Origin of the sequence: Streptomyces sp. NPDC088252 (assembly GCF_044740965.1) — a bacterium.
In the GTDB taxonomy this organism is placed as follows: domain Bacteria; phylum Actinomycetota; class Actinomycetes; order Streptomycetales; family Streptomycetaceae; genus Streptomyces.
In genome coordinates this window covers 56,856-70,212 of sequence record NZ_JBIURS010000029.1, presented here as the reverse complement: position 1 = coordinate 70,212, position 13,357 = coordinate 56,856, and the positions used below count along the sequence as shown (strand labels likewise).

13 protein-coding genes are annotated in these 13,357 nt (G+C 72.1%); 8 read left to right on the top strand and 5 right to left on the bottom strand.

Annotated elements, in window-relative coordinates; translation table 11 throughout:
- Window positions 1-192: 192 nt before the first annotated feature.
- Complete coding sequence (locus ACIOHC_RS37725) at window positions 193-1,623, bottom strand: APC family permease (RefSeq protein ID WP_365689363.1); 1,431 nt, start codon at window positions 1,621-1,623, stop codon at window positions 193-195.
- Window positions 1,620-2,768, bottom strand: a complete 1,149-nt coding sequence (locus ACIOHC_RS37720; protein ID WP_351085459.1) for a Zn-dependent alcohol dehydrogenase — start codon at window positions 2,766-2,768, stop codon at window positions 1,620-1,622. Before ACIOHC_RS37720 ends, ACIOHC_RS37725 begins: the two co-directional genes overlap by 4 nt.
- A 196-nt stretch (window positions 2,769-2,964) precedes the next feature.
- Here ACIOHC_RS37720 and ACIOHC_RS37715 point away from each other — a divergent pair, with 196 nt between their 5' ends.
- A complete protein-coding gene (locus ACIOHC_RS37715; protein ID WP_351085461.1) occupies window positions 2,965-3,549 on the top strand; it encodes an XRE family transcriptional regulator in 585 nt (194 codons plus the stop codon).
- Between the two features lie 31 nt (window positions 3,550-3,580).
- Window positions 3,581-4,813 carry a glycosyltransferase family 39 protein gene (locus ACIOHC_RS37710; protein WP_365689360.1) on the top strand — a complete coding sequence of 411 codons (1,233 nt, stop codon included), beginning with the start codon at window positions 3,581-3,583 and terminating at the stop codon, window positions 4,811-4,813.
- Window positions 4,814-4,895: 82 nt separating this feature from the next.
- On the opposite strand, the gene ACIOHC_RS37705 is transcribed toward ACIOHC_RS37710, so the two are convergent.
- Window positions 4,896-5,279: a DUF192 domain-containing protein gene (locus ACIOHC_RS37705; RefSeq protein WP_365689358.1), complete on the bottom strand. Its 384-nt coding sequence runs from the start codon at window positions 5,277-5,279 to the stop codon at window positions 4,896-4,898.
- Window positions 5,280-5,382: 103 nt separating this feature from the next.
- Here ACIOHC_RS37705 and ACIOHC_RS37700 point away from each other — a divergent pair, with 103 nt between their 5' ends.
- The 3 genes from ACIOHC_RS37700 (at window position 5,383) to ACIOHC_RS37690 (ending at window position 7,624) form a co-directional block, all read left to right on the top strand.
- The gene (locus tag ACIOHC_RS37700) at window positions 5,383-6,195 is read left to right on the top strand and encodes an A24 family peptidase (protein WP_351085467.1); all 813 of its coding nucleotides are present in this window, start codon (window positions 5,383-5,385) and stop codon (window positions 6,193-6,195) included.
- An 84-nt stretch (window positions 6,196-6,279) separates the two neighbouring features.
- Complete coding sequence (locus ACIOHC_RS37695; protein ID WP_351085469.1) at window positions 6,280-7,143, top strand: class I SAM-dependent methyltransferase; 864 nt, start codon at window positions 6,280-6,282, stop codon at window positions 7,141-7,143.
- 22 nt (window positions 7,144-7,165) lie between these two features.
- On the top strand, window positions 7,166-7,624 hold the full coding sequence (locus ACIOHC_RS37690) for a hypothetical protein (RefSeq protein ID WP_351085471.1): 459 nt from the start codon (window positions 7,166-7,168) through the stop codon (window positions 7,622-7,624).
- A gap of 119 nt (window positions 7,625-7,743) precedes the next feature.
- Here the strand turns inward: ACIOHC_RS37690 and ACIOHC_RS37685 are convergent, their stop codons facing one another.
- Entirely contained in the window at window positions 7,744-8,895 is a 1,152-nt protein-coding gene (locus tag ACIOHC_RS37685) for a winged helix DNA-binding domain-containing protein (RefSeq protein WP_389637823.1), read from the bottom strand.
- 51 nt (window positions 8,896-8,946) lie between these two features.
- Here ACIOHC_RS37685 and ACIOHC_RS37680 point away from each other — a divergent pair, with 51 nt between their 5' ends.
- Entirely contained in the window at window positions 8,947-9,267 is a 321-nt protein-coding gene (locus tag ACIOHC_RS37680; RefSeq protein ID WP_351085475.1) for a hypothetical protein, read from the top strand.
- Between the two features lie 276 nt (window positions 9,268-9,543).
- Here ACIOHC_RS37680 and mgrA read toward each other — a convergent pair whose 3' ends face one another.
- Complete coding sequence (gene mgrA / locus ACIOHC_RS37675; RefSeq protein ID WP_389637825.1) at window positions 9,544-10,584, bottom strand: L-glyceraldehyde 3-phosphate reductase; 1,041 nt, start codon at window positions 10,582-10,584, stop codon at window positions 9,544-9,546.
- 199 nt (window positions 10,585-10,783) lie between these two features.
- On the opposite strand from mgrA, the gene ACIOHC_RS37670 reads away from it, so the two are divergent.
- Both ACIOHC_RS37670 and ACIOHC_RS37665 read left to right on the top strand, forming a co-directional pair.
- Window positions 10,784-11,545 carry an isoprenyl transferase gene (locus ACIOHC_RS37670; protein WP_351085479.1) on the top strand — a complete coding sequence of 254 codons (762 nt, stop codon included), beginning with the start codon at window positions 10,784-10,786 and terminating at the stop codon, window positions 11,543-11,545.
- Between the two features lie 391 nt (window positions 11,546-11,936).
- Window positions 11,937-13,259, top strand: coding sequence for a PhoH family protein (locus tag ACIOHC_RS37665; protein ID WP_351085481.1), 1,323 nt, complete (start codon window positions 11,937-11,939; stop codon window positions 13,257-13,259).
- The last annotated feature ends 98 nt before the right edge of the window (window positions 13,260-13,357 follow it).

Here is a 13,357-nt window from a genome sequence, read left to right as displayed (position 1 = left end):
GCCCAACGAGCGATGCCCCGCCCCGCCCGCGGGGTGCGGGGGAGCAGGGCGTCGGGAGGGCGGGGGGAGAGGGAGACAGGGGACCGGACAGGAGAGGCGCGGGTCCGGACCGGCCACCGGGCGGCCGGTCCGGGGCCGGGACGGTGGCCGGTTCCGGCCATGGGGCGGCCGGTCCGGACCCGTGCCGGAGCGTCAGTCCAGGTCGTCCGCGAACGTCCCCGCGCGTTCGGCGACCTCCGGCCTCCGGATCCGCAGCACGGCGAAGCCGACGATGCCGACGACCAGCGCGCCGACGAACACGTACGGCAACACGTTCAGCGGCCAGGCCGGGACCGGCCACAGGTTGCGGTAGAAGACGTAGATCATCGCGGCGGCGCCGATCAGCCCCAGGCCCCAGGTGACGAGCAGGCCGCGGGCCCCGACCCGGCGGACGAACAGCGGCGCGGCCAGACACACCAGGGTGTAGCTGAGCATGTAGCCGAAGACGCCGATGGTGTCGATGTACGACGTCGCGTTCAGCGGCGCGGTCCCGGCGCCGACCACGAGCACCGCGGGAACGGCGACGAACGGGGCCACGGCCCAGATCGCCACGGACGGGGTCCGGTGACGGGGGTGGGCGACACCGAGCCGGGCCGGCATCACACCCTCCTTCGCCATCCCGAACAGCAGCCGGGCGGCGACGGTGATGCAGGCCATCACCACGGCCACGAACGACGCCGCGAAGCCCGCGTGCAGGAAGAACTTCAGGAAGCCGAGACCGGACAGCTCCGCCAGTTCGTCCATCGGGTCGCTGCTCCTCGCCAGGGCGTCCGCCCCGCCGAACCCGGCGACCTGTGCGTACGTCGCGAACATGTAGAGCACACCGGCCAGCACCGCACTGCCCATCACCGAGCGGGGGATCGCCTTGTACGGGTCGGTGGCCTCGGCCCCGAGCGACGCGGCGCCCTCGAAGCCGACGAAGCCGAGCACGCCCAGCACCACGGCGAAGACGACACCGTCGAGGGTGGAGCCGCTGAGGCTCAGCTGCTCCGTGTCGATGATGTTCCCGCTCTTGAAGAAGGCGGGGACCAGCACGACGACGATGAGGACGATCGACACGACCTCCAGCACGGAGGCGACGCGCGCCGCCGTCCGCACACTGGCGATCGTCAGCCGCATCGCCACGGCGGCCAGCAGCAGATCGAGCAGGATCTGCCCCGTGACACCGGTGAAGATCCCGATGCCGATCTGGTCGAGGGCGCGCGCCGTGTAGTACCCGGCACCCGCGAGCGAACCCGAACCGATGCACACCGCGCCGATGAGCAGGGCCCACCCGGTCACGAAGGAGCCGGGTGCCCCGAGCGAGAGGCGGGAGAAGGCGTACAGCGAACCGACCCCGGCGCGTCGGCGGGCGAACACGCAGATGCAGTACGCGATGGCGAGGACGGCGGCCATGGCCAGGAAGAACGAGAACCAGGCGCCGTTGCCGGCGGACGCCGCCATGCTGGCGGGGGCGAACGCGATGACGGCGCTGGGCGCGACATTCGCGACGCTCTGCGCGCCGACCTCGAACGTGGAGACGGAGCGGTGGGCCAGGCCGTCGGCCGGCTTTCCGGGCGCGGCCTGCTTTCCGGCGGTGCTCATGTCCGGTCCTCCATCATCAGCAGCTGACGCAGGGCGTGGCCGGCGGCGAGGTCGGCCAGGGCGTCGCCCGCCTCGTCCAGCGGGCGCCGCGCCGAGATCATCGATTCCACGTCGAGCTCACCCGACACCACGAGGTCCACCAGCGCCGGGATGTCGCGGGCGGCGTCGACCGAGCCGTAGTTGGAACCGAGGATGCGCTGGTCGGCCTCGGCAAGCGCGAGCGGGTCGAAGCGCGCGGTGCGGCCGGTCGGCGGCAGGCCGACGATGACGGCGGCGCCGCCCTGACCTAGCGCGGCGATGGCCTGCTCGGTGGTCTCGATCTTGCCGATGGCGTCGAACACGTAGTCCAGGCCCTCCGGGACCAGGGCCCGCAGCGCCTCGACGACATCGCCGTCACGCGCGTCGACCGCGTCCGTCGCACCGAGCCGGCGGGCCAGCTCCAGCTTCTCGGGGACGACGTCGACGGCGACGACGCGGCCGGCCCCGGCCAGCCGGGCGCCCTGCACACAGGACAGGCCCACACCGCCGCAGCCGATGACGGCGACGGTGGCCCCGGCCTCGACCCCCGCGGTGTTGCGGACCGCGCCGACACCGGTGGCGATGGCGCAGCCGACCAGGGCGATCACATCGAGGGGCGCGTCCTCGCGCACCTTGATCGCGCCTGACGCGGGGACCACGACGCGCTCGGCGAACGAGGAGACGCCCAGGTAGTGGTGGGCCGGTTCGCCGTCGACGGAGAGCCGGCTGGTGCCGTCGTGCAGCACCCCGCCCGGCGCCACGACCTCGGCGACCAGGCTGCACGCGGCCGGACGCCCGGAGAGGCAGAAGCGGCAGGTGCCGCAGGACGGGACCCAGGACAGCACGACGTGATCGCCGGGTTCGAGACCGGTGACGCCCTCGCCGACGGCGGTGACCACGCCCGAGCCCTCGTGTCCCAGCACGACCGGGGTGGGGTGGTCCCACTCGCCGCGGATGACATGGAGGTCGGAGTGGCAGACACCGGCCGCCGTGACGGCGACCTCGACCTCCCCGGGGCCGGGCGGGGCCAGGGTGACGTCGGTGACGGTCACCTCCTGCCCCGGGGAGCGGAAGACGACGCCGCGCACGGTGCGCGCGGTGCTCTCTTGGGAAGACGGGGAGCTCATCGGCTTACTCCTCGGATGGTGCGGTACGGGCGGGGGAGGGGAAGGGCGGCACGGCGGCCCACCCGGACGCCTTGTTTAGCGCCATTAAACTTTCGTCAAAGTTTTACAGCACTAAACTCAATGGGTAAAGACCCTTCTGATCTGCGTTTGTCCCCGGCCACCGACCGTGACCTCCTCGACAGGTAGCGTGTCCGCCATGTCCGAAGCCTCTGACAGCCACATGTCCACGATCGGTCCGCGGCTGCGTGAGCTCCGCCGGGCACAAGGGCTGACGCTCGCTCAGATCGCCGAATCCGCAGGCGTGACCAAGGGGTTCGTCAGCCTTGCCGAACGCGGCAAGACCTCGGTCTCCGTCCCGACCCTGATCCGTATCTGCGAGGCACTGGGCACCGGCATCGCCGCGCTCTTCGACTATCCGGACCAGGACGTCGTCAAGGGCGGCCTGGGCGCCAAGCTGGAAATGGGCGGGCACGGCATCGAGGAGTTCCTCCTCACACCGGCCGAGGAACGGCACGTCCAGGTCATGCGGACGATCCTGCGCCCCGGTGGCGGCTCGGGCGGCGCGTACAGCCTGGAGGCCGAGACCGTCTTCGCCTACCTGGTCCGCGGCACGCTGCGCCTGAGCGTGGACGGCGAGCCCAGGTTCCTGGAGGCCGGTGACTCGACGACGTTCTCGGCCCGCGCCGCGCACGCCTGGGACAACCCCGGCGAGGAGGAGGCCGAGGTCCTCTGGTCGATCGCCCCCGCCCTGCCGCTCTCCCGCACCAAGCTCCGGCCGTGACCCCGCCGGCGCCGCGGCGATAATCGACAGCATGCCCGACGACGATCCGGCCGCTCAGGCCACCGCTGCCGCACAACGGCTCGTGCGGCAGCGCGGCCTCCGAACGCCGCAGCCGCCCCGGCCTCCCGTACGCGGCCGGTTCGCCACGACCCTCGCGGCGGCGGCGCCGGCCCTCGGGGCGTACGCGGCCGTGCGCCTGACGGGTCTCGTCGTTCTCGCCGTCGCCGCGTCCCACGCCGGCAAGAGCGCCCTCCACCTCCTCGGCGGGCGCTGGGACTCGGTCTGGTACCAGCGGATCGCCGAGAACGGCTACGGGTACACCGTCGCCCTTCCGAGCGGCGGCGCCCACCCGGACCTGGCCTTCTTCCCGCTGCTGCCCGCCCTGGAACGGGCGGTCGCCGAGCTGACCCCGCTCTCCCTCGCGGGTGCCGGACTGCTGGTCGCCTGGGTGGCCTCGCTCCTCGCCGCCTGGGGGATCTTCGCCGTCGGGGCGCATCTGTACGGGCGCCGGGCCGGGGTGCTGCTGGCCGCGCTGTGGGGGGTGTACCCGACGGCGTTCGTCCAGTCGATGGCGTACACCGAGACGCTGTTCACCGCGTTCGCCGCCTGGGCGCTGTACGCCGTACTGACCCGGCGCTGGATCGTGGCGGGCGCCCTGTGCGTGTTCGCCGGGCTGACCAGGCCCTCCGCCGCGGCGCTCATCGCCGCCCTCGCGATCACCGCCGCGATCACGCTCGTACGCGAGTACCGGGCCGGCCGGACCGACGGCATCGTGCGGCGCAACGCGCGGATGCTGACCGGTGTCGCGCTCGCGCCGCTGGGCTGGCTCGCGTACGTGGTGTTCGTCGCCGTACGGCAGGGCGGCCCGTTCGCGTACTTCGACGTCCAGGCGCAGTGGGGCAACAGCATCGACGGAGGCGCGGCGCTCGCCTCGTTCATCCTCGGGCTGCCGCTGCCCGCCGCGCTCGGGCTGTGCGCGGCACTGGCGGGCCTGGGATGGGTGGTGTTCCTGTGCGTACGGCAGCGCCAGCCGCTCCCCGTGCTCGCCTACTGCGTCGCCGTCGTCGTCATCGCGCTGATCGGCTCCGGGTACTTCGGGTCCAGACCGCGGCTGATGATGCCCGCGTTCCCGCTGCTCCTGCCGCCCGCCGTCGCGTTGCTGCGGCTGCGCACCACGGCCCGCACGGTGACGGTCGTGGCCGTGCTCGCGGTGGCTTCGGCGGCCTACGGGGCATGGACGCTGCTCGGTTCCGGCCCTCCGTGAGCCCCGTCCCGGTCGGGGTCGGGGCAGGCCCGGCGGGGCGCGGCGGACCGCGCGCCCCCGGGCGTCGAGGTTCGGGACGGGCTCAGCCCCGGCTCTCCTGCGTCTGGACGATCCGCACCCGCGCCCCGGGCCGCAGCCCCCACTTCTCCATCGCCCCGGCCTCCGACTCGATCACATGACGGGCCCGCAGCCGGGGCATCCCGAGCCGGCCCGGCTTCATCGTGTGGACGGCGACGACACGGAACTTCCGGTCCAGGTACGCCACATCGATGGCGAACCGCATCCGGAAGGTGTGCACACTCCCGCACGGGGTGATCAGCAGGGCGCCGTCGATCCCGTCCTGGCCGAGCAGTCCCCGGCTCCTGGCCCGGTACGTGGCCGCGATCCGCAGCGGTATCTCCGGCTCCTGCCCTCCCTGTGGATCGGTGACCGTCAACGTGCCGTTCCCATTGCGCCATTGAGCCATGGCCAAGACGGTAGCGTCCGGTGACCTCCGCTGGGTCCGGAACGGACCGCAGTGGGCCCCTGGACCCATGCCCCGTGCCCGCCGCCCGCCTAGGGTCTGCTCCGTGTACGCCATGCTGACAGCGCTCGCCGCACTCTGGGGCGCGGCGGCCGGACTGCTGGTCCCGCGCGCCGCCTACCGCTTCTCCGTCGAACCGGAGGACGCCTGGCGGGACAGCTGCCCCGCGGGCCACGCCCTGACGGGTGCCGCCCGCGGCTGGCTCGGCTCCACCCGGTGCGCCCGGTGCGCGGCGGCGGTGCCGGTGGCAGCCGCTCCGGGCGCCGAGCCGGGGGACCGGAGCGAAGGGGAGGGCGACCCCGTGCCGTCCACGGCGCGTTACGCCCCCGGCGTCCTGGTCCCCGTCGTCACCGCGCTCGCCTGCGCCGCACTCGCGGCGGCCACCGGACCGCGGCCCGAGCTCGCCGTCTGGCTGCTGCTGGCCCCCGTGGGCGTACTCCTGGCGACCATCGACCGTCGCGTGCACCGCCTGCCCGACCGTCTGACGCTGCCCGCCGCCGCGACCGTCGTCGTGCTCCTGGGCGGGGCGGCGCTGCTCCCGGAGCACGGCGGATCCTGGCTCTCCGCCCTGCTCGGCGGAGCGGCGCTCGGCGCCTTCTACTTCCTCCTCTTCCTCATCAATCCGAACGGCATGGGCTTCGGGGACGTCAAGCTCGCCCTGTCCCTGGGCGTCGCACTCGGCTGGTACGGCTGGCCCGTGCTCTTCGCCGGGGGGTTCGCCGGCTTCCTGCTCGGCGCGGCGTACGGGTTCGGGCTGATGGTCCTGAAGCGCGCCGGACGCAAGACCGGCATCCCGTTCGGACCGTTCATGCTCACGGGTGCGCTGCTGGGCATGCTGCTCGGCGGGCTCGCCGCGTGACCGCCGCCGGGCGGACCGGCCGGCGGCCTTGACGGCGCGGTATTGAGGTCGCGCGGACCGGTTCCCGGCTGACACCATTCACGTATGTCCGGAACACCCGAAGAGACGCCAGGAGCGCCGGACGCGGCGCACGCAGCCGGCGCGGAAGCAGAACGTGCGAGGTTCGACGCCCTCGTCGCCGAGGCCGCCACCGTCTCCGTCGACGGCTGGGACTTCTCCTGGCTCGACGGCCGGGCCACCGAACAGCGCCCTTCCTGGGGATACGCCCGCGCCATGGCGGACCGGATGGGACGGGCCGGGGCCGCGCTCGACATCCAGACCGGGGGCGGCGAGGTCCTCGCCTCCGTACCGGAGCTGCCGCGGCTCACCGTCGCCACCGAGTCCTGGCCGCCGAACATCGCCCGCGCCACCGCCCTCCTGCACCCGCTCGGCGTGGCCGTGGTCGCCGACGCGGACGAGCCGCCCCTGCCGTTCGGCGACAACGCCTTCGACCTGGTGGTCAGCCGGCATCCGGTGACCACCTGGTGGGCGGAGATCGCCCGGGTCCTCGCCCCCGGCGGCACGTATTTCTCGCAACAGGTCGGCCCCGCCAGCGTCTTCGAACTCGTTGAGTACTTCCTCGGCCCGCAGCCGCCCGAGGTGCGCCGCGCCCGCGACCCGGAGCAGGCACGTGGAGCCGCGGAGGCGGCCGGGCTGGAGGTCGTCGACCTGCGCGCGGAGAGGCTACGCACCGAATTCCTCGACATCGGCGCCGTCGTCTACTTCCTGCGGAAAGTGATCTGGATGGTGCCGGGCTTCACCGTCGAGGAGTACCGGCCGCGGCTGGCCGAGCTGCACCACCGGATCGAGACCGAGGGGCCGTTCGTCGCCCACACCACCCGGTTCCTGATCGAGGCCCGTAAACCGGGCCCGCTGCTTCCGCCCGGAGGATGCGACCCTGGACGGTGAGCGGATGGGGAGGTGACCGGCCATGAGGGTGGGCGACGAGGACGAGGCACCGCGTGTCCCGCGGCAGGGCAGGGCCGACTGGCTCAGGGGCGAGCGGATCGTCGAGGTACTCGGCGTCTACTACCGGCCGGAGGGGCGGATGGGGGAGCCGGAAGCCGTGGAATTCCTGCTGGCCGAGGGCCAGTCGGTGCTCCTGACCTGTGCATCCGACGGGACCCTGCACGTCGGTCCCGGCGCCTGGCCGGGGCTGCCCGACTGGTGCGTACCGTCGGGACAGTGGGAGTTCGCCACCGTGCCGAACCTGCCGCGACCGCCCGAGGGCGGCTGGACCGTCACCCGTACCGAGGAGCGCAGGGACGAGCGGGGCGAGGTGCACGAGGCCGTCATCCGGTGCGAGGGCGGACGCTTCGTGGTCATCGGCGGCGACACGGTGGCGATCCGCTTCACCCGCGGCCACCGGGGCGCACCGGCGAGGAGCTGACGGCGGGGCCGCCGACGGGTCTCCGCGCCCCTCGGACCGTGGGACGGAACGGCGACCGGCCGGGCCGGGGAACCCGAGCCGGTGAACCTTTCCGGTTACAGCACCAGCACCGGCGGACGCTATGCGTGCGCTCCCACCGTCACCTTTCCCACCGTCAGTTCCGCCTTCCCCTCCAGCACGTCGCCGACGCGGGCCACCTGCTCCTCCAACTGCCGCAGCTGCCCGCCCGTCAGCGGTGACAGCGGCTCCACCGTCACGGCGATCCGCCGCCCCGACCGGCGCTGGTGCCAGACCCCGGCCGCGATCCCGTCGACCAGCAGCACCGGGAAGTTCCCCGCCTGACCACCCGCCAGCGCGCGGCCGTGGGCCGCGCCGGGGTAGAGCTTCTCGCGAGGCTGGGACGCGATGAGATACGCGTCGAAGTAAGGGAGCAGCCGCACCCCGCGCACCGGTTCCGACGGAAAGTCGGTGTCGCCCGCCACCAGCCAGGCCGGCCCCCCTTCGTAACGCACCTCCTCGATCTCCCCGCGTGCGGCCATTCCCGCGAACAGGTCCGCGGCCCAACGACCGGGCGCAGCCAGCCACTTCGCGAAGTGCTGGGGCGTGGCCGGACCGTACGCGTGCAGATAGCGGCGCACCAGCCCGGCGAGCGCCTCCGGGCCGTCGAGCGGGACGACATCCGGACGGGTGTAGGTGACCCTGCGCCCGCGATCCGGTGCGAAGCACAGCGCTCCGCGATGAGCCGCGAGGTGCGTCACCTGCCGCCAGCGCGGCCACATGTCCTGGAACGCGGGCATCACCCGGTCCCCGGCCCACGCCCCGGTACGCTCCACCACCGCCTCCGAGAGCTCGTCGACGGTCAGTTCCCTACCGGTCAGCGCGTCCGCGATCGCTTCGATCACGGCCTCGGTCCGCTCCGGGGTCATCCGGACATCCGGGGGGAACGGACTGCGTCCGGTCGGTACGGCGGACAGCGCGCCCGTCCACAAGGGCAGTTCGGCCATCGGCAGCAGATGGACGGTACCGCGCGGGCCGTGCGTCTTGACCAGGGTGCGCTGTGTCCACAGCGCCTCGCGCACATCGGTGCGGGTCACACCGGCCGTCCGCAGCCCCACGGAGAGCTCGGCCGCCGACAGCACCTGGGCGTGCGCGGCCGGCAGCGCGCCGACCACATCGGCCGGGGCGAGACGTGTCGGAGAGGCGAGCCCCTGGCGTTCCAGGCGACGGGCGTTCGCCCCGGCCCAGGTCACGATCGCGGTTCGTGTCGTCATGCTCCGGAAACTAGTGGTCCATCAGGCCAGGGTCTGTCCCATATTCGGCGCATGACCTCTGCGAGACATACGGCCAGGGCTCTCGCCACCGTGGCGGTGCTCGCCCTGACGCCCGCCCTCGCCGGCTGCGGCACACAGCGGGCCGGGGAAGCCGGACCCGGTGCGGGGAGCAGCGGTCCGCCCGCCGCGGCCTCCCCCTATGTCGAACCCGGTGCCGGCGACGGAGCGCCGCACCACCGGGAGAACCACGCCTTCCAGTCCACCGCGGAACTGTCCCCGGCCGACCGGGCCAGGGGCGAGGCGGAGGTGAAGAAGGTCGAGGCGGGCCTGGCCGGGATCGCGGAGGGCCGCAGGACCACACCGGCCGTGTGAAACCGGTCGGCGGCCACTGAGGCGTCAACCGGACACTGTCTCGCAGCGGAGTCCGGTGAATTCGGAGAGTGATTGTGGAGTGGCGTGGCGCGCAGCATCACTTACGAAGGGTTATGGTGGAACCCCCCCTCGGGCCGGTCCGTATCCCCCCCCCACGGACCGGCCCGTTTTTTGTGGCCGGGCGGCGCCGCCCCGGGCGGACCGCGTGTCGACGACGGATCGGCTGCACCCGACAGGCTCTGAGCCCCGCCGACCGGCCCGCGAGGACCGCCCCCGTCAGCTCCGTCCGGCCCAGATGTTGGTGCCCGCGGTGTCCACGGCGAAGGTGTCGATCTCCTTCAGCTCCTCGTCGGACAACGGCTGCCCCGAGAGCGACGCGACGTTCTCCTCCAGCTGCCGCACGCTCGACGCGCCGATCAGCGCCGATGTCATCCGGCGATCCCGCAGCACCCAGTTGAGTGCCAGCTGGGCGAGCGACTGGCCGCGCCGCCGGGCGATGTCGTTCAGCCCGTTCAGCCGGCGCACCACCTCGTCGGAGAGCAGACCGGGATCCAGGGACTTGCCCTGGGTGGCCCGCGAACCCTCCGGGATGCCCGTCAGGTACTTGTTCGTGAGCAGGCCCTGCGCGAGCGGCACGAAGGAGATGCAGCCCATACCGGCCGTCTCCAGAGTGTCGAGCAGCCCGTCGTCCTCGATCCAGCGGTTGATCATCGAGTAGGACGGCTGATGGATCAGCGCGGGGACGCCCATCTCCCTGAGCAGCCGGGCCGCCTCGGCCGTCTGCTCCGCGTTGTACGAGGACACACCCACGTACAACGCCTTGCCCTGCTGCACGGCGGAGGCCAGCGCCCCCATCGTCTCCTCCAGCGGGGTGTCCGGGTCGAAACGGTGGGAGTAGAAGATGTCGACGTGGTCGAGCCCCATCCGCTCCAGCGAGGCGTCCAGCGACGACAGCAGATATTTACGGGAGCCCCACTCGCCGTACGGGCCGGGGTGCATCTCGTAGCCGGCCTTGGTCGAGATGATCAGCTCGTCCCGGTACGGGGCGAAGTCCTGCCGGAACATCTTGCCGAAGTTGAGCTCGGCGGAGCCGGGCGGCGGCCCGTAATTGTTGGCCAGATCGAAGTGGGTCACCCCGAGATCGAAGGCGCGGCGCAGGATCGCCCGCTGGGAGTCCAGCGTGCGGTCGTCGCCGAAGTTGTGCCAGAGGCCGAGGGAGACGGCCGGGAGCTTGAGACCGCTGCGGCCGGTGCGGCGGTATTCCATGGAGTCGTAGCGCGAACCGGCTGCGCGGTAGAAGAGAGGAGAATCAGTCACGTTTCTCTCCTTATCACGGACTTGTGACAGGCCGGGTTGGGCCGGTGTGCCGCCTGCGCAGTAATGTGGCGGCTTCGGGGACCGCCGCGACACGGCGGGGCGATGGACTCCGTGGAGTCGTGCGGCGATCCCCAGGGGGACGACCCGGCCCCGGGGCATCGGGGCGGGCGGGCCCGCACAGAACCGAGAGGTGAACTCAGTGAACTTGCGCGACCTGGTGTACGGGCTCTACGCACGCCGGGTCGAGGCGCGCCTCGACCACACCCAGGTGCCCAAGCACATCGGCGTCATCCTCGACGGCAACCGGCGCTGGGCGAAGGCGTCCGGCGGCACGGCCGCGCAGGGACACCAGGCCGGCGCGGACAAGATCCAGGAGCTGCTCGGCTGGTGCAGCGAGACCGATGTGGAGGTCGTCACACTCTGGCTGCTCTCCACCGACAACTTCGACCGGCCCGAGTCCGAGCTGACCCCGCTCCTCGGCATCATCGAGAACACCGTGCGCGACCTCGCGGCGGACGGGCGCTGGCGGGTCCATCACGTCGGCACGCTCGATCTCCTGCCCGCCCACACCCAGACCGTCCTCAAGGAGGCCGAGCAGGCCACGCTGGGGGTCGACGGGATACTGGTCAACGTCGCCGTCGGCTACGGCGGGCGCCAGGAGATCGCGGACGCGGTCCGTTCGCTGCTGCTGGACCACTCCGCCAAGGGGACGTCCTTCGAGGACCTGGCGGAGATCGTCTCCACCGATCTGATCTCCGAGCACCTCTACACCCGGGGCCAGCCCGACCCGGATCTGGTCATCCGCACCAGCGGTGAGCAGCGGCTGTCCGGCTTCATGCTCTGGCAGAGCGCGCACTCCGAGTACTACTTCTGCGAGGTCTTCTGGCCGGCCTTCCGCCGCGTCGACTTCCTGCGGGCCCTGCGCGACTACGCGGCCCGGCACCGCCGCTACGGCGGCTGACACCGCCTGTTCCCGGGGCTCCCGTCTCCCGGAGGGAGCAACGTCCCCGGCAGGACCGCTGCGGCGGTGCGCCCGTGCTGACGTGCCCGGACGCACCGGCCCCGCTCACCCCGCCCGCCCCGGGCGGCATGGCTTCGCGTGTTCGAGGGAATACCCCTGACAGGTCGATGTCCGGTCACCAACCAGGCGGACGTCGTGTCCAAGTGAGCGGCATGGAGTCCGCTCGCCCGGGAGGCCCTTTGCACACGAAGGACCGTACACACAGTGCGGCCGACGCGGAGGGCCGGTGCTCGGCCCGTGCATCTGGGTCGCAGCCCGGTCCGTCCTCTCCCATTGGGATGCTCCGCGACGCCGTCGCACCCCAACCTCGTCCGAGGGGGTACGTCCTTCCGTGGTGACCAGCACGAAGCGCCGCATGTCCGACAGGCGCACCTATGTTCTCGACACCAGCGTCCTGCTGGCCGATCCGAACGCCCTGGCCCGCTTCGACGAGCACGAAGTCGTGCTCCCGATCGTCGTGGTCACGGAACTGGAGGCCAAACGGCACCACCCGGAGCTGGGGTACTTCGCCCGGCAGGCCCTGCGCCTGCTGGACACATTCCGGACCCGGTACGGCCGGCTGGACGCCCCGATCCCGCTCGGGGATCTGGGCGGGACGCTGCGCGTCGAACTCAACCACTCGGACCCCGGCGTACTGCCCGCCGGCTACCGGCTGGGGGACAACGACTCACGGATCCTCGCGGTCGCGCGCAACCTCCAGGCCGAGGGGTACGACGTCACGGTCGTCTCCAAGGACCTGCCGCTGCGCATCAAGGCGTCCTCGGTCGGCCTCCTCGCCGAGGAGTACCGCGCGGAACTCGCCATCACGGACTCCGGCTGGACGGGTATGACGGAACTGCCCCTCGGGGCGGAGCAGGTGGATCTGCTCTACGGCGAGGAGACGCTGTACGTTCCCGAAGCCGCCGAGCTGCCCGTGCACACCGGACTGGTCCTGCGGTCCGAGCGCGGCAAGGCGCTCGGCCGGGTCACCGCCGAGGGAAATGTGCGCCTGGTGCGCGGCGACCGGGAGGCCTTCGGCATCCACGGCCGCAGTGCCGAACAGCGCATCGCCCTCGATCTGCTCCTCGATCAGGACGTCGGCATCGTGTCGCTGGGCGGCCGGGCCGGCACCGGCAAGTCGGCGCTGGCGCTCTGCGCCGGTCTCGAAGCCGTCCTGGAGCGCAGGCAGCACCAGAAGGTCATGGTCTTCCGTCCGCTGTACGCGGTCGGTGGACAGGAGCTCGGCTATCTCCCCGGCACCGAGGCCGAGAAGATGAGCCCCTGGGCGCAGGCCGTCTTCGACACGCTCTCGGCGGTCGCCGGGCGCGAGGTGATCGAGGAGGTGCTGGGGCGCGGCATGCTGGAGATCCTGCCGCTCACCCACATCCGTGGCCGCTCGCTCCACGACTCCTTCGTGATCGTCGACGAGGCGCAGTCGCTCGAACGGAACGTACTGCTGACCGTCTTGTCCCGGATCGGGTCGAATTCCCGGGTGGTGCTCACGCATGACGTGGCCCAGCGGGACAACCTCAGGGTCGGCCGGTACGACGGGGTCGTCGCCGTGGTCGAGAAGCTGAAGGGCCATCCGCTCTTCGCGCACGTCACGCTCACCCGCTCCGAGCGTTCGCAGATCGCCGCGCTGGTGACCGAAATGCTGGAGGAAGGCCAGATCTGATACGGGATACGACAGTTGGTGCCGCCCGGCGAGCGCAGTAGCTTAGCCGGGCGGCATCGTGCTGCGGTGGCATTTCCGTAAATCACTTGCTCCAAACG

Excerpts from the sequence above, each read along its gene's own strand:
- ACIOHC_RS37715 (WP_351085461.1), top strand. The coding sequence starts at position 2,965 with ATGTCCGAAGCCTCTGACAGCCACATGTCCACGATCGGTCCGCGGCTG.
- ACIOHC_RS37725 (WP_365689363.1), bottom strand. The coding sequence starts at position 1,623 with ATGAGCACCGCCGGAAAGCAGGCCGCGCCCGGAAAGCCGGCCGACGGC.
- ACIOHC_RS37680 (WP_351085475.1), top strand. The coding sequence starts at position 8,947 with ATGACCTCTGCGAGACATACGGCCAGGGCTCTCGCCACCGTGGCGGTG.
- ACIOHC_RS37720 (WP_351085459.1), bottom strand. The coding sequence starts at position 2,768 with ATGAGCTCCCCGTCTTCCCAAGAGAGCACCGCGCGCACCGTGCGCGGC.
- ACIOHC_RS37690 (WP_351085471.1), top strand. The coding sequence starts at position 7,166 with ATGAGGGTGGGCGACGAGGACGAGGCACCGCGTGTCCCGCGGCAGGGC.
- ACIOHC_RS37705 (WP_365689358.1), bottom strand. The coding sequence starts at position 5,279 with ATGGCTCAATGGCGCAATGGGAACGGCACGTTGACGGTCACCGATCCA.
- ACIOHC_RS37695 (WP_351085469.1), top strand. The coding sequence starts at position 6,280 with ATGTCCGGAACACCCGAAGAGACGCCAGGAGCGCCGGACGCGGCGCAC.
- ACIOHC_RS37685 (WP_389637823.1), bottom strand. The coding sequence starts at position 8,895 with ATGACGACACGAACCGCGATCGTGACCTGGGCCGGGGCGAACGCCCGT.
- ACIOHC_RS37710 (WP_365689360.1), top strand. The coding sequence starts at position 3,581 with ATGCCCGACGACGATCCGGCCGCTCAGGCCACCGCTGCCGCACAACGG.